This is a genomic window from Pseudolysinimonas kribbensis, from assembly GCF_039531715.1.
In the GTDB taxonomy this organism is placed as follows: Bacteria; Actinomycetota; Actinomycetes; order Actinomycetales; family Microbacteriaceae; genus Pseudolysinimonas; species Pseudolysinimonas kribbensis.
In genome coordinates, this window is record NZ_BAAAQO010000004.1 from 997,395 (window position 1) to 1,017,716 (window position 20,322).

Sequence of the window (20,322 nt, forward strand, 5' to 3'; positions counted from 1 at the left end):
CCGGCTCGCGGGCACCGGGCGGGTGGCGATCTGGATTCAGCCGGCTCGGACGATGCTCAGGAACTGCTCGACGCCGAGCACCTCGCCCCGCGCGGTCGGAGCCACACCGGCACGCTCGAGCCGCTCGGATGCCGGCCCCGCCCCGCCGAGCACCTCGCCGAGCGCCTGCCGCAGCATTTTGCGGCGCTGGCCGAAGGCGGCATCCACGAGCCGGAACACCTCGCGCCGCTCCGCCTCGGTCCCCGGCGCGGGGCGGCGGCGGAAGGCCACCAGGATCGAGTCGACGTTCGGCACCGGCCAGAACACCTGCCGGCTCACCATCCCCGCCGCCGACCACTCGCCGTACCACGCGGCCTTGACGCTCGGCGAGCCGTAGATCTTGCTGCCGGGGGGTGCCACGAGCCGCTGCCCGACCTCGGCCTGCACCATGACGAGCGCCGACTCGAGCCCGTCGAAGCGCTCGAGCAGGTGCAGGAGCACGGGCACCGAGACGTTGTAGGGCAGGTTCGCGACGAGGCGCTTCGGCGGCGTCGGGAGCGCGTCGAGTCGCAGCGCGTCCTCGGTGATCACGGTGAGCGCGGCATCCGGAGCGAACTCGGCCACGGTCTCGGGCAGCCGGGTCGCGAGCCGGGTATCGATCTCGACCGCGGTGACGCGGGCGCCGGTCTCGAGCAGGCCGAGTGTGAGCGACCCGAGCCCGGGACCCACCTCGAGCACCTCGTCGCCGGGCTGCACGCCGGCCGTGCGCACGATGCGTCGCACGGTGTTGGCGTCGATGACGAAGTTCTGGCCGAGCTTCTTCGTGGGCTGCAGGTCGAGCTCGTCGGCGAGCGCGCGGATCTCGGCGGGGCCGAGCAATGCGTTCAGCGCGCTGGAGCTGGGAGCGGAGGCCATTTCTGGCCTCCGCCGCGACGCCAGCGCCGACGGCCGTCTCGGCCGTCGGTCGTCACTCATGCTCGTCGAACGGTCCCGGCGGGGCGTCGACGGGGTCGGAGTCCCACGCGCCGTAGACGAGCTCGGTGTTGGACGAGATCTGCGCCGCGAGCATCGACACGTCGGTGCCGAGCGTGTCGGCCATCGAGCGGAGGGTGTGCGGGATCAGGTACGCCGAGTTCGGCCGGCCGCGGAACGGCATCGGCGTCAGGTACGGCGCGTCGGTCTCCACCAGCAGAGACGAACGCGGCACCGCCTCGAGCGCCTCGCGCAGCGCCGGGGCGTTCTTGAAGGTCACCGTGCCGGCGAAGGAGAGGAACCAGCCGTGCTCGGCGACCAGCTGCGCGAACTCGGCGTCGCCCGAGAAGCAGTGGAACACCGTCCGCTCAGGCGCCCCGACCCGCTCGAGCACCTCGACCACCTCGCGATGGGCGTCGCGGTCGTGGATCTGCAGCGCGAGCCCGCTCTGCTTGGCGATCTCGATGTGCGCCTCGAAGGAGCGGATCTGCGCGGCGCGGCCGTCCTCACCGGTGCGGAAGAAATCCAGCCCCGTCTCGCCGACCGCCCGCACCCGGGGCCGGGATGCCAGCTCCGCGATCCCCGCGAGCTGGTCATCGAGCGCTCCCCGGCGCTCGATCTCGGGCGCCTCGTTCGGATGCAGCGCGACCGCGGCGAGCACGCGCGGCTCGCGCGCCGCGATCTCCGCGCTCCACTGCGATGTCGCCAGGTCGGTGCCGACCTGCACGACGCCGCGCACGCCGACGCTGGAGGCGCGATCGAGCTGCTCGCGGTAATCGAGCCCGTGCTCGCCGTCCCGGATGTCGAGGTGGGTGTGGTTGTCGTACACCGGCACGACGAGCGCCTCGGGCAGAGGCGGGTACTCGGCCGGCTGGTCAGCCGGCCGCTCTCGTGCGCGGAGGAACGCCTCGTCGCCCAGGTTGCTCACGCGGCGCCGGCCTCCTGCTCCTCGATCCGTGGGAAGAGAGCCTCGAGCGCCTGCACGCTCCCGGTCGTCTGCGCCTTCCACTCGGTCGCGTGCTGCAACCGGACGTCCTGTACGGCGCCCTCGCCGCCGAGCGCCGTCCAGAGCTTCGCGGTCGCCTTCGGCATGACCGGCGAGAGCAGCACGGCGAGCGTGCCGAGCCCGTGTGCCGCAGTCGCGAGCACCTGGTCGAGTCGGGCGGACTGCGCCTCGTCCTTCGCGAGCACCCACGGCTCCTGCTCCGTGATGTACAGGTTCAGGGCGTCGACGAGCCGCCAGACGTGCGCGATGGCCTCGTGGATCGCGAGACGGCCGATGGCGTCGTCGGCATCCGCGGTCACCCGCGCGGCGAGTTCGGCGATCTCGACGTCCACCGACGCCTCGGGGAACGCCGAGCCGCGGTACCGGGCGATCATCGCGATGACGCGCGACGCGAGGTTGCCGAAGCCGTTGGCGAGCTCGGCCTGGTACCGGGCCGCGAGGTCCTCCCACGAGAACGAGCCGTCCTGGCCGAAGGTGATCGCGCGCAGGAAGTAGTAGCGGAAGGCGTCGGAGCCGAACACGTCCGTGATCTGCTGGGGCGCGATCCCGGTCAGCTTCGACTTCGACATCTTCTCGCCGCCGACCAGCAGCCAGCCGTGCCCGAAGACGCGCTGCGGCACGGGGAGGCCCGCCGCCATGAGCATGGCGGGCCAGATGACGGCGTGGAAGCGCGCGATGTCCTTGCCGACGAGGTGCACCGCGGGCCAGCGCCGACGGAACTCCCCGGTGCCGGCCGGCCCCGAGCGTTCCGGGTCGCCGTAGCCGACGGCGGTCACGTAGTTCAGCAGCGCGTCGAACCACACGTAGATGACGTGCGACTCGTCCCACGGCACCTTGACGCCCCAGTCGAACGTCGAGCGCGAGATCGAGAGGTCCTCGAGGCCCTGCGAGACGAACGAGATGATCTCGTTGCGCAGGCTCTCCGGCTGGATGAAGTCGGGCTGCGAGCCGTACAGGTTCAGCAGCTCCTGCTGGAAGTCGCTCATGCGGAAGAAGTAGTTCTTCTCCTTGAGCACCTCGACCGGGCGCGAGTGGATGGCGCACACGAGCTCGCCGGCGTAGTCGCCGTCCTTGGTCTCGATCAGCTCGTCGCGGGTCTTGTACTCCTCGCAGCCGACGCAGTAGTAGCCCTCGTAGATGCCCTCGTAGATGTGACCGTCGTCGTAGAGCTGCTGGATGAACGCCTGCACCCCGCGCTCGTGCTCGGGGTCGGTGGTGCGGATGTACTGGTCATTGGCGATGTCGACCGTGTCGAGCAGCGGCTTCCACGCCGACTCGACGAGGCGATCGGCCCATTCCTTCGGGCCGACGCCGTTGGCCGTCGCGGTACGCAGGATCTTCTGGCCGTGCTCGTCGGTGCCGGTGAGCGACCACGTGTCGTCGCCGCGCTGCCGGTGCCAGCGGGCGAGCACGTCAGCCGCGACCTCGGTGTAGGCGTGGCCGATGTGCGGCACGTCGTTGACATAGAAGATCGGCGTCGTGATGAAGAACGACTCGCCGGGCATCCGTGCAGTCTACCGAGCCCCCCTCGGCGGTTACCGGCCGGGGCTCTGCTCGCGAATGACCACTTTTGGCAGGTCGCGCGGCGTCAGACCTGCCAATTTCGGTCATTCGCGCACTGCGAGGTCGTCGAGGGTGGTGTGGATGCCGAAACGGTCGTGGAGGGCGAGGCGCGCCGCGTACCAGCCGTTCATGCCGTGCACGGAGGGGCCGGGCGTCGTCGCGGACGAGCAGAGGTAGAGGCCCTCGATCGGCGTGCGCCACGGCTGCGGCGAGAGCACCGGGCGGCGCACGAGCTGACGCAGTGTCGCGGCGCCGCCGCTGATGTCGCCCCCGACGTCGTTCGGGTTGTCGCGCGCGACCTCGGGCGCCGTGCGCGCGGACACCGCGAGGATCGTGTCGCGGAACCCGGGCGCGAAACGCTCCACCTGGCGCAGCACGAGCTCGGTCGGGTCGATCGTCGAGCCGTTCGGCACGTGGATGTACGCCCACAGCACGTGCCGCCCGGCCGGCGCCCTGCTCGGGTCGGCGATCGTCGGCTGCACGACGAGCACGTAGGGCGCGTCGGAGACGGTGCCGCGCGCGACCGCCCGCTCCGAGGCGATGATCTCGGCACGCGTGCCGCCGAGGTGCACGGTCGGCGACGACGCGACGGCCGGGTCGGCCCACGGCACGGGAGCCGACAGCGCGAGGTCGACCTTCGCCACCCCCGCACCGTGGCGCAGCCCCCGCAGCGCGCGCCGGTATCCCGCGGGCAGGCGATCCCCGCCGAACCGGTCGAGGAACCCCGCCGACGTGTCGAGCAGGGTCACGGTCGAGGGGTCGAGGTCCGCGGGCGACCCGATGTCGGCTCCGGTCTCGATGTCGCCGCCGTGGGCGCGGAGGTCGTCGGCGAGCGCGTCGGCGATCCGCTGCGTGCCGCCGGTCGGCAGGCCCCAGCCGGCGGCGTGTCCATGCGCCGCGAGCAGCAGGCCGGCACCGGCGCCGGCGAGCGAGGGCAGCGGGATGTTCGCGTGCGCGGCGACGCCGAACAGGAGCGCCGGCGCCGCGTCGTCGCGGAACCGCGCCGCGCCCCACGCTCCGCCCTGCTCGAGCGCCCGCAGCCCGTACCGCACGGCGGTGACCGGATGCGGCGGCACGCGGACGAGCGTCGAGCCGGTGAAGTCGGTGACCTCGTCGATCCGGCGCACGAGCGGGCCGAGCAGCCCGCGCCAGGCGCGGCCGTCGCGCCCGAGCCCGTCGACGGTGCGGTCGAGGTCGCGGTACGCGATCGCCGCGGTCCCGCCGTCGAGCGGATGCGCGTATGAGGCCTTCGGGACCACGAACGGCACGCGCTCGGTCAGACCCCAGGCGCGGAAGAACGGCGACGCGAGGGCCGCCGGGTGCACGGCCGAGCAGATGTCGTGCACGAAGCCCGGAAGCGTCAGCGGGGCCGACCGGATGCCGCCCCCGATCGTGTCGTTGCGCTCGAGCAGGCGCACCTTGAGACCCGCGCGCGCGAGCGTCACGGCCGCGGCGAGGCCGTTCGGCCCCGACCCCACCACGGTCGCGTCGATCACGTATGCGACGCTAGCGCGACCTCTGCACGGATCCGATGAGCGTGTCGCCATCCGATGCGGCCCGCGCGGGGACAATCGGATGGCGAAACGTCGATCGGATCCCGGTCTGCGCCCGCGACCTCGAGCAGCACGGCCGCGCCGTCCGGGTCAGATGCCGGTGCCGACCTGCAGCACGATCTTGCCGAGGCCGTGCCGCTCCGCGAGCCGGTCGTAGGCCGTCGCGACGTCGTCGATCGCGTACCGGGCCTTGATCGGCAACGTGATCGCGCCCTCCGCGAGGAGCTGCGCCACGAGCGCGACGGCGGCTCGCGGGTCGGCGACCGACGACATCCCGACGGTGTGCACCCCCCGGCTCGCCGCGGCGAAGTCGGCGATCGTCTCGATCCGCCCCGGGTCGACGCCCAGGTCGAGCGCGAGGTCGACGTTGCCGCGGCCGTGGGTGTCGATGAACGCGTCGACGCCGTCGGTCGCGAGCAGACGGATCCGCCCCTGGGCGCCGTCGCCGTAGGCGACCGGCTCGATGCCGAGCCCGCGCAGCGCCTCGTGATTCTGCTCGGATGCCGTGCCGATCACCCGCGCCCCCGCGCGGGCGGCGAGCTGGGCGGCGAGCACGCCGACCCCTCCCGCGGCACCCGCGACGACGACGCGATCGCCCGGGTGCGGGGCGATCGTGTCGACCGCGGCGACCGCGGTCGTGGCGGCGACGTAGAGGGCGCCCGCGACGTCCCAGCCGAGACCCGCGGGCTTCGGGATCACCCGGTCGGCCGGGAGCACGACGTAGTCGGCCTGCGCGGAACGCTGGTCGGACATCCCGATCACGTCCGACCCGATCCGCCAGCCGGTGACCCCCTCGCCGAGGCCGACGATCTCGCCGGCGAAGTCGCTGCCCTGCCCGAACGGCGGCTCCCCGCCGAATCGGCCCTCGCGGATCGGGATCTCGCCCGGATTGATGCCGGCGTAGCGCACGGCGACCCTGACCTCCCCGGGACCCGGTTCCGGCTCGGGGACCTGCACGAGCTCCAGGACGCTGCTGTCACCGAATCGAGGGATGCGGACCGCGTTCATCACGCCCTCCGGCTTACGCTCCCCGGCGATCCGCCGCACGTGACAGCGGCGGATCGCCGGGGAACTTTCAAGAAGCGCCGGTCAGTGACGACCCTGCGCGAGCAACCCGAGCAGCGTGAACGAGATGCCGCCCAGGCCCGTGACGTCGTCGTAGCGGCGCTGGGTCGTGAGAGTGGTGTCCCTGTCCAGGGTGATCAGGTAGCTGTTGCCGCTCGTCGCGCTGGTGTATGCGAGGGCGCGCGGCGGGTTCTGCGGCACGACGTCACGGTAGGCCGACGGCAGCACGCGGTCGATCGCGTACAGCGTCGGGTTCGCGAACCCGATCGTCGCGCGCGTCTGCTGCTGCACGAGAGCCACCTGCGCCGCGACGATCGGCGAGGCCAGCGACGTGCCGCCCCACGTCTCGTCGACGAAGTCGCCGGTCTCGAGCGTCGTGTCGTCGACGATCGGCCGGTAGCCGATCTGGAACCCGGTGTACGGGTCGGCGAGCGCCGCCACGTCGGGGGCGACCCGCTTGCCCCTGGCGAGCGACCCCGGCACGATGCCCCGCTGGTACGACGGCTGCGCGAACACCGTGCTGGTGCCGCCGCCGGCTCCGCCGAGGAACCGCGGCCCGGGCAGCGGCCCGAGGTAGCCGAGCGATCCGTCGTCGTTCTTCACGATCTGGTCGGCGGTGTCGCCCCAGCCGGTCTCGAACGAGATGCGGTTGCTCTGGTCGATGCCGACCGAGGTGCCGCCGACCGCGGTCACCCACGGACTGGATGCGGGGAACGACGGCTGGATCACGCCGTCGTTGAGGTCGGCGTCATCCCCGTCGTCACCGCTGGAGAAGTAGAGACCGATGCCCTCGGCCGCGGCCTGCAGGTACAGGTTCTGCTCCCCGGTCAGCACATCGGCCGGAAGGGCCTCGGTGCCGTCGCCGTAGCTGTTGCTCACGATGTTCGCGAGCTTGCCGTCGAGGATCTTCGAGAGCGCGAGGTCCAGGCCGCCGCCGCAGTTGTAGCCGCCGACGTAGAGGATGTTCGCGGCGGGCGCGATGCCGTGCACCGCCTCGACGTCGATCGTCTGCTCGGTCTGCCAGCCGCTGGGCTCCTGGCACAGCGCCTGGTCGGAGAACTGCGACGGGGCCGGCACGATCTGCCGGTACTGGCCGGGACGCAGCGTCGGCTCCCCGGCGTCCGTCGCCCAGGTGTTCACGTCCTGTTCGATGGTGGGGGATGCGTAGGCGTCGATGAGGGCGACGGTCTGGCCCGCGCCGGTGATGCCCTTCTGGTTCAGGGTCTGCAGCCCGTACGCGCCCCGCACCTGCGCCGGCGTGTAGCCGCACACATAGGTCGGGTACGAGGTCTGGCCGCGGTAGGCGGGCGGCACCGTGACGACGTGCTCACCGGCGTAGGTCGAGCACGGCGTCGTGATGAGCGGAGTCGTCGCGACCTTCTTGCCGAACGCCTGCGGTGCGGCGGCATCCGGATCCTGCGCCACGTCGGTCGGACGGGTCAGCAGCTTCGACTGGTCGAGTCCGATGCCGGCGACCTTGCCGGCGAGCGCCGCGGGCACCGACGGCGCCGACGACGGGGCCAGCAGCGAGCGTCCGCTGTAGGAGTAGGAGTGCAGCGCCGTGCCGAACGCGTCGCCGAGCTGCTCGGCGGTGCCGCGGAAGATGATGTACAGGCGCGACTGCGGGTACGCCGTGATCGTCAGATCCTGGCTCTTGAGGTAGTCCAGCACGGCGTCGAAGTCCGCCTGCGTCGGCGAGAACCGCGCGATCCACTGCTGCGCCGTGACACCGTGGCGGAAGGTCGTCACGCCGGGGGTCGACACGGTCGACGCGAGTCGCTCGGCGCCCTTCGGGTCGCGCAGCGGCAGGTAGATCTCCGCCTCCTCCGTCGCGTCGTCCGCGGCGGCGCCCTCGTCGTTCGCCGACGTCGCCCAGCTCGGCACCGATCCGCTGAAGGTCTGGCGATCGGCGGCGGATGCCGCACCCGCCCCGGCGATCCCGATCCCGGCCGCCGTCGCGACGGCCGCGATCACCGCGACCGTCCTCCTCGTCCATGCACGCACGTGCATCCCCTCGCTTCCCCGATGAAGTGATTCCGATGCGGAAACATCGGCGCACTGACCGTAAGCGTGCGATGACACCCCCCGCAAGGGGGTCGACAGATCCGTCTATGCCGACGGCGTGCTCCGGGCGGCGAGCGCCGCATCGTAGAGCTCGCGGCGGGGCAGGCCGGTCTCGGCGGCGACCTCCGCGCTCGCGTCCTTGAGGCGCGCGCCCGCGGCCACGAGCTCGAGCACACGAGCGACCGCCTGGGCCGGATCGGCGGCGCGATCCGGCGCCCCCGCGACCACCAGCACGATCTCCCCCCGCACCCCCTGCGATGCCCACACGGCGAGCTCGGCGGCGGTGCCGCGCCGCACCTCCTCGTGCAGCTTGGTGAGCTCGCGGCAGACGACGACGCGGCGACCGTCGCCGAACTCGGCGGCCACGTCGGCGAGCGCGGCCGCGATGCGGTGCGGCGACTCGAAGAACACGAGGGTCCGCCGTTCGGCGGCGAGCGACGCGAGATGCGCGCGACGTCCCGTGCGCGGCAGGAACCCCTCGAAGGCGAACCGGTCGGTCGGCAGGCCGGAGACGGCGAGCGCGGCCAGCACGGCGCTCGGCCCGGGCAGCACCGTGACCCGCACCCCGAGGGCGACGGCCGCCTCGACGAGCCGATATCCCGGGTCGCTCACGGTCGGCATCCCGGCGTCGGTGAGCACGAGCACGTCCTCGTCGCGCGCGTGCTCGGCCAGCTCCGCTGCGCGGCGGGTCTCGTTGTGCTCGTGCAGGGCGATCAACCTCGGCCGGTTCTCGACGCCGAGCGCCCGCATGAGTTGCACGGCGGTGCGGGTGTCCTCCGCGGCGATCACCGTCACGGAGCCGAGCGCCTCCACCAACCGTCGCGTGGCGTCGCCGAGGTTCCCGATCGGTGTGGCGCCCAGGATGATCATGCAACCGAGTCTCCTAGAGTTGCGCCGTGACCGTCGTCGAGCTGACCGGGTCGCGCCTCGACGACTGGTGGCAGGACCTCATGGTGCGCCCGATCGCGCGGCGCATCGCGATCTGGGGCGGGCCGGTGATCGTGCTCGTCGTCGCGACCCTCACGCGTCTCGTCGGGCTCGGTCAGCCGCACGAGCTCGTCTTCGACGAGACCTACTACGTCAAGGACGCCTGGACGATCTGGCACCTCGGCTACGAGGGCAGCTGGCCCTCCGACCCGAACCCCGGGTTCCAGCAGGGACGTGTCGACACGTTCACGAGCGCCCCCGAGTTCATCGCGCACCCGCCGCTCGGCAAGTGGATCATCGCGCTCGGCGAGGTCGCATCCGGCGGGGCGGCCAGCTCGTGGGGGTGGCGGATCTCGACGGCGGTCGTCGGCATCCTGCTCGTCGCGCTCGTCATGGTGCTCGCCCACCTGCTGTTCCGCTCGACGCTGCTGACCACGATCGCGGGCGGCCTCATGGCGATCGACGGCAATGCGATCGTCATGAGCCGCGTCGCGCTGCTCGACGACATCGTCGCGTTCTGGGGGCTCGTGGGCGTCATCCTCGTGCTCCTGGATCGCGGGTGGACCCTGCGACGACTGACGGAGTGGGTCGCGCACCGAGGGGAGGCCGGGCAGCCGACCGACTGGGGACCGATCCTGTGGTGGCGGCCGTGGCTCCTGCTCGCGGCGGTCTCGTTCGGCCTCATGGCGGGCACCAAGTGGAGCGGCTTCTACTTCCTGGCCGGGTTCGGCGTCTTCGTCGTGCTCAGCGAGATCGTGCTGCGCAAGCGCGCGGGCATCGGCTTCTACTCCTCGAGCAGCTTCCTGCAGCAGTCGTGGGCGACCTTCCTGCTCGTGGTGCCGCTCGGCCTCGCGACCTACCTCGCGACCTGGACCGGCTGGTTCGCCACCTCGGGCGGTTACGACCGCACGTGGATCCAGAACGGCGGTTCGCCCGCGACCGGTCTGCTCAGCGGGGTGCCGGTCGCGGTGCAGAACTGGTGGCACTACCAGGGCGAGATCTGGAACTACAACATCCACGAGAGCACGCCGCACGCCTACCAGGCCAACCCCTTCACCTGGCTGTTCCTGGTGCGGCCGACGTCGATGTACTACCACGACAACGGCAACGGCACGGCGGCCGAGATCCTCGAGCTCGCGAACCCGCTCATCTGGTGGGCCGCCACGGCGGCGGCGTTCTTTCTCGTCGTGCGCGTCGTCTGGGGTGCCGTGCGCCGGCGGAGCGTGTGGCGCGAGGCGCTCGTGCTGGCGGGGCTCGGTGCCGGATACCTGCCCTGGCTGCTCTACGTGGACCGCACGATCTTCCAGTTCTATTCGATCGCGTTCGAGCCCTACCTGCTGCTGTGCCTGGTCGCGACGATCCGGGTGCTCGTCGGCACCCGGGACGACCCGGCGCCCCAGCGGGTGCGCGGGCTCGCCCTCGTCGGCGTCTTCCTCGGCCTGTGCGCCGTGTTGAGCGTCTTCTTCTGGCCGCTGTGGATCGGGCAGACCATCCCCCTGGACTATCTCCGGCTGCATTACTGGTTCCCGACCTGGATCTGAGGGGCGCCGCTGGCGCTCTAGGAGATTGCGTCGTCAACCCGTAGAGTCTCAGCAATTCTTCAGGCTCCTCCGGCGAACCCCCCGGCGTCGGCAGCCCTGAGGCGGGAGCACCCGTGCGCAGACCGATCGTCCTCGCCACCGCCCTCGTGGCGGGTCTGGGTGCTGCCCTCGTGCTGGCGGTGCCGGTGAACGCCGCGGGCATCTTCACGTCGCAGATCGACACCGCGGGCACGCTCTACCCGGGCGGCCCGCTGACCTGGAGCGGCCAGCACGACGCCGACGGAACGCTTACGTGGAACGCCATCGCCGACGGCGGCGATCCGGAGGGCATCGACCTCGCGCCGGACTGCGCCCCGACATCCGGAACCGATCCGGTGTCGTACTCGTGCACGCTCGACCCGATCGCGCTCGCGCCGGGCGGCTACACGCTCGTCGGCCAGCTCACCGGCCCGAGCTCGCAGATCGCGAATTATCCGCAGCCGCACTTCACCGTCGCGGAGCCGGCCACGCTCTCGACCGACGCGTCGATCCGCGCCGGCGACGTGCTGCATTTCGGCGGCACCCGGATCGCGACCGGCGGGATGTCGAACTTCCGCGTCGACGGCGACCTCATCGCCCAGGATTCCTGCGTCGGCGCCTTCGACGCCTCGACGAGCTGGTCGTGCATGTGGACGTCACCGGTGACCCTCGGCCTCGGATCGCACGCGCTCACCGTCACCTTCACCGACTCCCGCAGCGAGGAGTCGACCGACCTCGCGACCACGTTCGACGTGGATGCCGCCCCGCCGCCCGCCACGACGCCCCCGACGATCGCGCTGTCGTTCGCGCCCGCCTCGATCACCGCGACCGTGACGCCGACCGACGGTGCGACCGTGGCCGACATCCGGATCGCGCGCCGGAACGGCTCGACGTTCGGGACCGTCGCCGACTGCGCGGCGGCGACCGTGTGCACGGCGAGCGGGCTGGCGCCGGGCCTGTACGCCGTCGAGGCGACGACGCAGGGCACGCACAGCGCCGGCGTCTACGCGGTGGTGCACGACGCCCCGGTCATCACGAGCGCCGACATCACGCAGAGCGAGGGCGTCAACACCGTCGTCAGCGGCACCGGCGAGCCCGGCGACACGATCCTCCTCGGCGACGGCGAGAGCACCTACTGCGACGGCTACTACTCCACGCCCACCGTCGACGACGACGGCCAGTGGATCTGCGACACCGGCGAGGTGGGCGGCCCCCTGACCGCGGTGCAGACCGACGTCGGCGCCGGCGAGCAGGACGGTCAGATCTCCGACGACGGGCTCGTGCTCGGCTACCGCTCGGGAGCGCAGTCGCCTCCGAGCGCGCCCGTCGCTCCGACCGCCGACATCCCGGCGGTGTCGTACCGGCACGCCCCCGGCAGCATCACGGTGACCGCGACCCCCACACACGACCAGCCGCTGGACGCGGTCGGCGTCGTGCTGTACTCGTGGGACGCGACGAACGACTTCTCCGCCCAGGCGCGCTGCGGCAACGCGCTCAGCACGGAGGCGGCGCCCGAGATCCCCGTCGACGTCGCGCAGAGCGACGACGGCGTCGCGCTCACCTGCGTCTTCAGCGGACTGACCCCGGGGATCTGGAACCCCTACTCCGACCAGGGCACGGGCGCCTGGGCCGATGACTACTTCGTGATCCCGGTCGCCCCCACGATCGACTCGGTCACCGATCGCGGCAGCGGAGCCGCGAGCATCGCGGGCGCCGGCACGGACGGCGATCTCATCACGGTGACCGACGGCGGCACCGCGGCGTGCACCGCCACCGTGGCCGCCGGACGATGGAGCTGCGAGGCGCGCCCCGGCGTCGGGTCGCACACCTTCCGCGCGTCCCAGGTCGATCAGGGCGCGGGGCGCGACGACGCGATCCTCGAGACCGACAGCCGGATCGTGTACCGCACCGGCGGCACCTCGGCGCTCAGCACCGCGCGCGCCGTGATCCTCGCCGCACCCGCGACGACGCCCGGCACGACGCTCACCACCCCGGTCTGGACCTTCTCGATCGACGGCATCGACACGTCGAACCTGCACCCGGGCGACACGTTCACCGCGAGCGGATCGGGGCTCCCGGCCGGCTCGACCGTCACGTTCGTGCTGCACTCGACGCCGGTCACCCTCGGCCGGGCGCTCGTCGATCGGACCGGCGCCTTCGCCTTCCAGGGCACCATCCCGCTCGACACGACGCCCGGCGCGCACCAGATCATCGCGACCCTCAGCGGCACGGGCCTGACCTCGACCACGAACGCGAAGGACGTCACGGTCGTCGGCGCCGTGCCGGCCAGCGACGAGCAGCAGGAGTCGTCCGAACAGAGCGAGCAGACCGGCTCGGGCGCGGGATCCGGCTCGGGTGACAAGCGCGACGTCGGCATCGAACCCGACGTCGCGCCCAACGTGCTCACGAACGGCCTGTATTCGATCGGCGACGTCGTCAACCACCCGGAGAAGGTGCCCGCCGCGATCGCGATCGGGCTCGTGCTGCTGGTGCTCGGCATCCTGCCCGCGCACCTTCTCGACGCGACGCTGTCCGAGCAGTGGGAGCACCTCGGCCGGCGCAACCCGCGCCTCGGCCGCAACCCCGGATGGCTCGCACGGCTGCACGCCCTCCTCGCCCGCGCGCCCGCGATCGGCGGCCTGGCGGTGACCGCGGCGACGGCGGTGCTGTTCTGCTTCGCCGACCCGCGCTTCGGGTTCAACCCCGAGTCGCTGCGCCTCGTCATCGCCCTGGCGGTGGCCCTGTTCATCGTGACCTACGTCGTCGATTGGTTCACCAAGCTCATCGTGCGCGGCGCCTGGGGTGCCGAGGTCACCATCCGCCTGCGTCCGCTCGGTCTCGTGCTCGCCCTGCTCGGCGTCATCGCCTCGCGGATGCTGCACTTCTCGCCCGGGTTCCTCATCGGACTGGTGCTCGGGCTCTCCATCGCCGGGCACGCCGTCGGCAGATACGCCTGGCGGGCCGTGCTCGTGCGATCGGGGCTCATCATCGGCCTCGCCATCGCCGCCTGGCTGGGCTTCAGCGCCTTCTCGGGCGAGTCCGCCGAGCACGACTTCACGAGCGCGCTGCTGCTCGAGCTGCTCGTCGCGATCGCGACCGAGGGCATCGTCGCCCTGCTCGTCGAGCTGCTGCCGTTCCACCTGCTCGAGGGCGAGCACGTGTTCCGGCGGTCCAAGGTGCTGTGGGGCCTCGCGTACCTCGTGGCGCTCGTCGTCTTCATCGTCGCCGTCGTGCCGTGGGAGGGCAACTGGGCGACCCTCGGCTCCGGGCTGTGGGGCTGGCTGGCGGTCCTGGCCGGCTTCGCCCTCATCGCCCTCACCGTCTACGTCGTCTTCCGTGTGCGTTCGCGCCGGCACCACGAGGTCGAGGCCGACGAGGAGGCCGACGCGGTCGTCTCGCTCAACGAGGACTGATCGCAACACGGCGAAACACCGCACGGAGCGCGGTTAGCCTCGGACAATGGCCGATCCCGCTCGCCCCGACCGGACCGTCTCCGACCGGCCCGCCTCCGACCGGCACTACGGGTTCCGCACCCGCGCCATCCACGCGGGCAACATCCCGGATGCCGTGACCGGGTCCCGCGCCCTGCCCATCTACCAGACCAGCGCCTTCGTCTTCGACGACACCGCGGATGCCGCCGCCCGCTTCGCCCTGCAGAAGTACGGCAACATCTACTCCCGCCTCGCCAACCCGACCGTGGCGAGCTTCGAGGAGCGCGTCGCCTCGCTCGAGGGCGGCCTCGGGGCGGTGGCCACGGCATCCGGTCTCGGCGCCGAGTTCATCACCTTCGCCGCGCTCGCGGGGGCGGGCGACCACATCGTGGCGTCGTCGCAGCTCTACGGCGGCACGGTCACCCAACTCGACGTGACGCTGCGCCGGTTCGGCGTCGACACGACGTTCGTGGCCGGCACCGACCCGGCCGACTACGCCGCGGCGATCACCGAGAAGACCAAGCTCGTGTTCGCGGAGACGATCGCGAACCCGTCGGGCGAGATCGCCGACATCGAGGGGCTCGCCGGGGTCGCGCACGCCGCGGGGGTGCCTCTGATCATCGACTCGACCGTGGCGACCCCGTACCTCAACCGGCCGATCGAGTGGGGGGCCGACATCGTCATCCACTCGGCCACCAAGTTCCTCGGCGGGCACGGCACCACCCTCGGCGGCGTCGTCGTCGAGTCGGGCCGGTTCCCGTGGGGCAGTCACCGCTTCCCGCTGTTCGAGGCCGGGACGCCGACCTACGGGGGCCTGAGCTGGGAGGGCAACTTCGGCGAGTACGGGTTCCTCACCCGGCTGCGCGCCGAGCAGCTACGCGACATCGGGCCGACGCTCGCGCCGCACTCCGCCTGGCTGCTCGCGCAGGGCGTGGAGACGCTGCCGTTCCGGATGCAGGCGCACGTCGAGAACGCCCGCGCCGTCGCCGAATGGCTGGATGCCGACGACCGCATCGAGTTCGTCAACTGGGCGGGGCTCCCGGGCCACCCGCACCACGCGCGCGCCGCGAAGTACCTGCCGCTCGGCCCGGGATCGGTGTTCAGCTTCGGGGTCGCGGGCGGTCGCGGGGTCGGGCAGCGCTTCATCGAGAGCGTGAACCTGGCCAGCCACCTGGCGAACATCGGCGATGCGAAGACGCTCGTCATCCATCCGGCGTCGACCACCCACGCGCAGCTGAGCGAGCAGCAGCTGCTCGCTGCGGGCGTGCTGCCCGGCCTCGTGCGGATCAGCGTGGGCATCGAGGACGTCGACGACATCATCGACGACCTCGACCGGGCGCTGGCCGCCGCGGTGCGGGGAGAATGAGGCCATGAGCACCGACACCCTCGAGACCGTCGACCTGCAGAACGGGCTCACCTGCTCGATCCCGGCGAGCTCGCCGCTCGCGAAACTGCTGAAGTCGCAGCGCACCTGGCACGGCCCGGATGCCCTGCAGCGTCAGCGGATCCTGCGCGACGCGAAGACGGTCGCCATCGTGGGCGCCTCGCCGAACCCGGCGCGCTCGAGCTACTTCGTGGCCACCTACCTGGCGCAATCGAGCGACTACGAGCTGTACTTCGTGAACCCGAACGCGACCGAGATCCTCGGCCGCCCGGTCTACAAGAGCCTCGCCGACCTGCCGGTCGTGCCCGACATCGTCGACGTGTTCCGCAAGGGCAGCGACATCCCGTCGGTCATCGACGAGGCGCTCGCGATCGGGGCGAAGACCGTCTGGGTGCAGCTCGGCATCTGGAATCAGGAGGCCGCCGAGTACGGCGAGTCGAAGGGCCTCACCGTCGTCATGGACCGCTGCATGAAGGTCGAGCACGCGCGCTTCCACGGGGGTCTGCACCTGCTCGGCTTCGACACCGGCGTCATCTCGTCCCGCAAGGGCGCGCTCCGCTAGCCCTACGGCTGGGCGCCGACCGAGTTGCGCGCCCCCTCGTCATCGATGCGGCCGACGCCCGCCGCGGCCTTGACCGCGTTGTCGTTGCCGACGATGCGCCCCGATCCGATGCGTCCCTGGCCGTCGATCTCGTTGCGATCACCGTGGATCTCGATGCCGCCGACGTCGCCGCCCACGACGATCTGGTCGTCCTGGCCCTCGATCTGCACGCTGGCGCCCGCGTCGGCGAGCACCTGGTTGCGATCGCCGTGGATCTCGATGGCGCCCGCGCGGCCGGCCGTCACGGTGATCCCATCGCCGTTGACGATGAGCGCGGGGCAGTCCGGCGCCTGATACGCGCCCGGCGCGTTGATCGTGCATGAGGCCGCGCCCACCGTCGGCCGCGGCGGCGAGACCGGTGTTCCGGAGGGCCGCGGCGCGGCGGACGACGTCGTCTCGGGGCGCTCGGACGCTCCGCCGCCGAGCGCGGTCGACAGCGGCGTGCACGCCGTCAGCGCCCCGACGAGGAGAACGAGCGGCGCCAGCAGCAGCACGCGGCGGATCACGCGGCGAGCCTATGCGCGCCCGGCGACGAACGTCGAGGGCCCTCGGGAGAAGCAGGACGCGCATCCGATGAGACGGATCTCATCGGACGAGGCTGGCTCGCGACGCGGCTGCGCTGCCATACTCCGCTTACCTGAAATCAAACCGCCTCGGAAGTTGTCCCCCCATGCCTGTCCGAAGGTGGTGGCGCTCGTTGCTGCGCGCCGCCGTGACCCTGGTCGCCGCCCTCGGCCTGGGGCTGTGCCTGGCGTCGCCCGCGCAGGCCGCCGTGTCGCTCGGGATCGGCCCGCAGATGATCCACCCGGGCACCGTCGTCGAGATCGCCGGGGCGAAGAACGCCGACGCGGCGGTCCGGGTCACCGTCCAGCCTCCTGGCCACGTCGTGACCGATGTGAGCACCGCCTGCACCGGAACCGGCTCCGGATCGACGGCCTGGTCGTGCGCGGTCGCACCGCCGGGCGCATGGGCGCTCGGCGACACCCGGGTCGTCGCGATCTCGACGGGTCCGTCCGGCACCGAAGAGGCCATGGGCAGGTTCGTCGTGGTGCCGGATGCGGTGCGCAATGCGCATCCCACACCGACGCCGCCGCTGTCGACGCCGGTCCCGACTCCGACGCCCACCCCCACTCCGACACTCACGCCGACTCCCACCCCGACGCCGACTCGAGGCCCGGGCCCGCCCCCGCGCGTGGTGCCTGCGGCCGTCCCCGCGCCGCGCGCGACCTCGGTTCCCGCGGTCGCCGTCTCGCAGCTCCCGACCCTCGCGCAACCCGTCGAGCCGGCCCCCGCACGGGCGCCGAGCGTGCGTCACGCCGCCGCGAGCCCGCGGACCGCACCGCCCGCACCGCGCGTGGTGCTCGGCGATCGGGTGCCGACCCTCCAGCAGATCCTGGCGCATCCGGAGTCGTTCGCCGCCGCCGGCGGGCTCGGGTCGCTCCTCCTGCTGCTCATCGCGATCCCGGCGCACTTCCTCGACGACACGGTCGGCTCGAACGCATGGCGATTCCACCGCGCGCGGGCCGGCCTCGCCGCCCTGCTCGCGCCGCTCACCGCCGTGCTCGCCCCCGTGCGCACCCTCTGGCGGCGGCTGCCCCACCTGCACATCTCCGTGCCGATCGTCATCGTGCTCGCAAGCGTCGCCTTCGGATTCGCCGACCCCGAGTACGGGGCGGACGCCGACTCCCTGCGGTCCACGCTCTCGCTCATCATCGGCCTCGGCCTCGTCCTGCCGCTGCCGGCGATCCTGACCGCGCGGATCGCCCTGCGGCGCTGGCATGCCCCGGCGCACCTCGTCGCCCAGCCGGCGGCGCTCGCGCTCTCGATCATCGGCGTGCTCGCCTCACGGACCTTCGGCTTCGAACCGGGGCTGCTGATCGGCCTGGTCATGGGACTCGAACTGGCCGTCGGCGCTCGCGAGAGCCACCATCGCTGGGCCACGACGCTGCGCCTCTCGCTGGTCGCCGCGGTCTCCGTGCTCTGCTGGATGGTCTACTCGCTCGTGCATGCCCTCGGCGAGCAGGCCATCGGCTTCGGCTGGGACCTGGCGCGGGAATCCCTCGGCGCCGCAGCCGACGAGGGGCTCACGGGGCTCGTCGTGGCGCTGCTGCCGATCACCTTCATGGAGGGCAAGGAGCTGTTCGGCGGGAGCCGGCGGACCTGGGCGGCGCTCGCCATCCCCTCGGCGTTCCTGTTCGCCCTCATCGTGGTGCCGACGTCGCTCGAGGACACCACGCGCGAGCCCCCGCTCTGGCTGATCGCGACGGTGCTCGCCGGCTTCGGCGTGCTCGCGATGACCGTCTGGCTGATCTTCCGCGAGCTCGCGCGGCACGATCCGGCGCCGGTGGAGGCGCCCGAGGAGGAGCCCGCGGTCACCCGCTAGGCGCCGCGCCGCTCGATCCCGACCCGGCGAGGAGCGTGGCGAGCTCCGCGGCGTCCGAGACCGGGAGTCGGCACACGAACTGCTCGCACCAGTAGGCGGCGGGTCGCCCGTCGCGCGGCGCCCGCCCGGCGAAGAGCTCGAAGCCGGCGTCCTCGAAGGCCACGGCCTGCGAAGCGGTGACGAGCGCGACCGCGTCGGCGACGGCCGTGCGCGCGACACCGGCCAGCGGCGCCCGATCGGCCTCGTCCCCCACCACCACGAGCTGCCGAGCAGGCCGAGCCAGCCGCGCCGCCAGCTCGAGCGCTGCCCCGTACGCGCTCGCGCGGCCCGCGGACTCGGCGATCGCCGGCGCGATCGAGGCCGCCGCGAGCTCGCGATACCCGTCCTCGCCAGTGACCGCCCAGAGCAGCAGGGCGGCGTCGGCGAGCAGCGCAGGGCCGGACGGCGTCGCGCCGTCGGCGAGGTCGGGCGCGAGCGCGAGCCCCTGCGCCGACAGCACCGGATCCGCCCCCTCGGGCGGACCGCTGCCCGCCGCGTCGACGAGCTCCCGGGCGCGGATCGCGTGCCGCACGTCGCCGCTCGCGAGCGCGAGGCGCAGCAGGCCGCCGGCCAGGCCGCCGTAGTCCTCCAGGGTCGCCACGGCATCCGATGCACGTCCATCGAGCGAGGACCGCACCAGCCGCCCGCCGTCGCGCACGGGCAGCGCGTCGGCCGCGACGGCGGCGGCCGCGACCCACTCGGGGCGGTCGAACCGCGCACCGGCCTCGGCGAGCGCCCCGATCGCGAGCCCGTTGAGACCCGTGAGCACCTTGCGGTCGAGCGCCGGCGCCGGATGCCGCGCCCGCTCTCCCGCGTCGAGCCGGTACCAGCCGCCCTCGCTGCGCTGCCCCCCGAGGTCGCTCTCGGAATCCTGCGCCGACGCGAACGCGCGCGACGGCAGCCGCAGCGTGTCGAGCAGGAAGCCCGCGATCCCGGTCGCGATGCGCTCGGCGCCGGGATCGAACGGGGCCAGCCGCGCCGCGAGCGCGAGCAGCTGCGCGTTGTCGCCGAGCATGCGCTCGTAGTGCGGCTCGGTCCAGTCGCGCTGTGTCGCGTAGCGGAAGAAGCCGCCGTCGACCGGATCGCGCAGCGGCGATGCCGCCATGATCGCGAGCGTGCGGCGGGCGAGCTCGCGCGGGCCGTGCTCGGCGAAGAACGCGAGGACGGGGGCGTTGGGGAACTTGGGTCCGCGGCCGAGGCCGCCGAACTCGGGATCGTCGAGGGCCGCGATCGCATCGGCCGCGGCATCCAGGTCGACGGCTTCGGCATCCGGAGCCGGTCGCCGCTCGGCGAGCGCCCCGACGAGCGCCGAGGCGATCGCGCCCACCTCATCGCGCCGCTGGGTCCACGCATCCGTGATCGCCTCGAGCACCTCGCGGAACGCCGGCACACCCTGCCCCGCGCGCGGCGGGAAGTAGGTGCCCGCGTAGAAGGCGCCGCCCTCGGGCGTCGTGAAGACGCTCAGCGGCCACCCGAGGTTCTGCGTGAACGCGCCCGCCTGCGCGAGCATGGCCGCGTCGACATCCGGATGCTCCTCCCGGTCGACCTTGATCGCGACGAACCGCTCGTTGAGGTACGCCGCGAGCTCCGGGTCGGAGAAGCTCTCGCGCGCCATGACGTGGCACCAGTGGCAGGTCGCGTAGCCGACCGACACGAACACCGGCACATCGCGGCGCCGGGCCTCGGCGAAGGCCTCCTCGCCCCACGGCCACCAGTCGACCGGGTTGCCCGCATGGGCGAGCAGGTACGGACTGGTGGAGTCCGCCAGCCTCGAGGAGCCCTGCCGGGAGGCCACG

Annotated in this window: 14 protein-coding genes; 5 read left to right on the forward strand and 9 right to left on the reverse strand. The window is 72.5% G+C overall.

What is annotated here, in order from left to right:
• Nucleotides 1–36: 36 nt before the first annotated feature.
• The 7 genes from rsmA to rsmI all read right to left on the reverse strand — a co-directional run bounded on the left by rsmA (nt 37) and on the right by rsmI (nt 9,072).
• The gene (rsmA, locus tag ABD285_RS15515; RefSeq protein WP_344203375.1) at nt 37–894 is read right to left on the reverse strand and encodes a 16S rRNA (adenine(1518)-N(6)/adenine(1519)-N(6))-dimethyltransferase RsmA; all 858 of its coding nucleotides are present in this window, start codon (nt 892–894) and stop codon (nt 37–39) included.
• A 52-nt stretch (nt 895–946) separates the two neighbouring features.
• Nucleotides 947–1,870: a TatD family hydrolase gene (locus ABD285_RS15520; protein ID WP_284255712.1), complete on the reverse strand. Its 924-nt coding sequence runs from the start codon at nt 1,868–1,870 to the stop codon at nt 947–949.
• A gap of 5 nt (nt 1,871–1,875) precedes the next feature.
• Nucleotides 1,876–3,462, reverse strand: a complete 1,587-nt coding sequence (metG, locus tag ABD285_RS15525) for a methionine--tRNA ligase (RefSeq protein ID WP_344203378.1) — start codon at nt 3,460–3,462, stop codon at nt 1,876–1,878.
• A gap of 102 nt (nt 3,463–3,564) precedes the next feature.
• Nucleotides 3,565–5,016 (reverse strand): phytoene desaturase family protein, encoded by a 1,452-nt coding sequence (locus ABD285_RS15530; protein ID WP_344203380.1) that lies wholly within the window; start codon nt 5,014–5,016, stop codon nt 3,565–3,567.
• A 147-nt stretch (nt 5,017–5,163) separates the two neighbouring features.
• Complete coding sequence (locus tag ABD285_RS15535) at nt 5,164–6,081, reverse strand: NADP-dependent oxidoreductase (RefSeq protein WP_344203573.1); 918 nt, start codon at nt 6,079–6,081, stop codon at nt 5,164–5,166.
• Nucleotides 6,082–6,162: 81 nt separating this feature from the next.
• Entirely contained in the window at nt 6,163–8,142 is a 1,980-nt protein-coding gene (locus ABD285_RS15540; RefSeq protein WP_284254724.1) for a S53 family peptidase, read from the reverse strand.
• Nucleotides 8,143–8,247: 105 nt separating this feature from the next.
• Nucleotides 8,248–9,072: a 16S rRNA (cytidine(1402)-2'-O)-methyltransferase gene (gene rsmI / locus ABD285_RS15545; protein ID WP_344203382.1), complete on the reverse strand. Its 825-nt coding sequence runs from the start codon at nt 9,070–9,072 to the stop codon at nt 8,248–8,250.
• A 26-nt stretch (nt 9,073–9,098) separates the two neighbouring features.
• On the opposite strand from rsmI, the gene ABD285_RS15550 reads away from it, so the two are divergent.
• The 4 genes from ABD285_RS15550 to ABD285_RS15565 all read left to right on the forward strand — a co-directional run bounded on the left by ABD285_RS15550 (nt 9,099) and on the right by ABD285_RS15565 (nt 16,065).
• Nucleotides 9,099–10,670, forward strand: a complete 1,572-nt coding sequence (locus tag ABD285_RS15550) for a dolichyl-phosphate-mannose--protein mannosyltransferase (protein ID WP_284254723.1) — start codon at nt 9,099–9,101, stop codon at nt 10,668–10,670.
• A gap of 113 nt (nt 10,671–10,783) precedes the next feature.
• On the forward strand, nt 10,784–14,101 hold the full coding sequence (locus ABD285_RS15555) for a hypothetical protein (protein ID WP_284254722.1): 3,318 nt from the start codon (nt 10,784–10,786) through the stop codon (nt 14,099–14,101).
• 46 nt (nt 14,102–14,147) lie between these two features.
• Nucleotides 14,148–15,485, forward strand: a complete 1,338-nt coding sequence (locus ABD285_RS15560; RefSeq protein WP_344203386.1) for an O-acetylhomoserine aminocarboxypropyltransferase/cysteine synthase family protein — start codon at nt 14,148–14,150, stop codon at nt 15,483–15,485.
• Between the two features lie 4 nt (nt 15,486–15,489).
• Nucleotides 15,490–16,065, forward strand: a complete 576-nt coding sequence (locus tag ABD285_RS15565) for a CoA-binding protein (protein ID WP_284254721.1) — start codon at nt 15,490–15,492, stop codon at nt 16,063–16,065.
• A gap of 2 nt (nt 16,066–16,067) precedes the next feature.
• Here ABD285_RS15565 and ABD285_RS15570 read toward each other — a convergent pair whose 3' ends face one another.
• Nucleotides 16,068–16,610 carry a hypothetical protein gene (locus tag ABD285_RS15570; RefSeq protein ID WP_284254720.1) on the reverse strand — a complete coding sequence of 181 codons (543 nt, stop codon included), beginning with the start codon at nt 16,608–16,610 and terminating at the stop codon, nt 16,068–16,070.
• Nucleotides 16,611–16,774: 164 nt separating this feature from the next.
• Here ABD285_RS15570 and ABD285_RS15575 point away from each other — a divergent pair, with 164 nt between their 5' ends.
• Nucleotides 16,775–18,487 (forward strand): hypothetical protein, encoded by a 1,713-nt coding sequence (locus tag ABD285_RS15575; RefSeq protein WP_284254719.1) that lies wholly within the window; start codon nt 16,775–16,777, stop codon nt 18,485–18,487.
• Here ABD285_RS15575 and ABD285_RS15580 read toward each other — a convergent pair.
• Nucleotides 18,477–20,321: a thioredoxin domain-containing protein gene (locus ABD285_RS15580; protein ID WP_344203388.1), complete on the reverse strand. Its 1,845-nt coding sequence runs from the start codon at nt 20,319–20,321 to the stop codon at nt 18,477–18,479. The two genes, ABD285_RS15575 and ABD285_RS15580, sit on opposite strands and share 11 nt — an antisense overlap.
• Nucleotide 20,322 lies beyond the last annotated feature (1 nt).

What these genes read in the sequence shown, in the direction of transcription:
- rsmI (WP_344203382.1), bottom strand. Translation starts at nt 9,072, where the DNA reads ATGATCATCCTGGGCGCCACACCGATCGGGAACCTCGGCGACGCCACG.
- ABD285_RS15565 (WP_284254721.1), top strand. Translation starts at nt 15,490, where the DNA reads ATGAGCACCGACACCCTCGAGACCGTCGACCTGCAGAACGGGCTCACC.
- rsmA (WP_344203375.1), bottom strand. Translation starts at nt 894, where the DNA reads ATGGCCTCCGCTCCCAGCTCCAGCGCGCTGAACGCATTGCTCGGCCCC.
- metG (WP_344203378.1), bottom strand. Translation starts at nt 3,462, where the DNA reads ATGCCCGGCGAGTCGTTCTTCATCACGACGCCGATCTTCTATGTCAAC.
- ABD285_RS15575 (WP_284254719.1), top strand. Translation starts at nt 16,775, where the DNA reads ATGCCTGTCCGAAGGTGGTGGCGCTCGTTGCTGCGCGCCGCCGTGACC.
- ABD285_RS15535 (WP_344203573.1), bottom strand. Translation starts at nt 6,081, where the DNA reads ATGAACGCGGTCCGCATCCCTCGATTCGGTGACAGCAGCGTCCTGGAG.
- ABD285_RS15560 (WP_344203386.1), top strand. Translation starts at nt 14,148, where the DNA reads ATGGCCGATCCCGCTCGCCCCGACCGGACCGTCTCCGACCGGCCCGCC.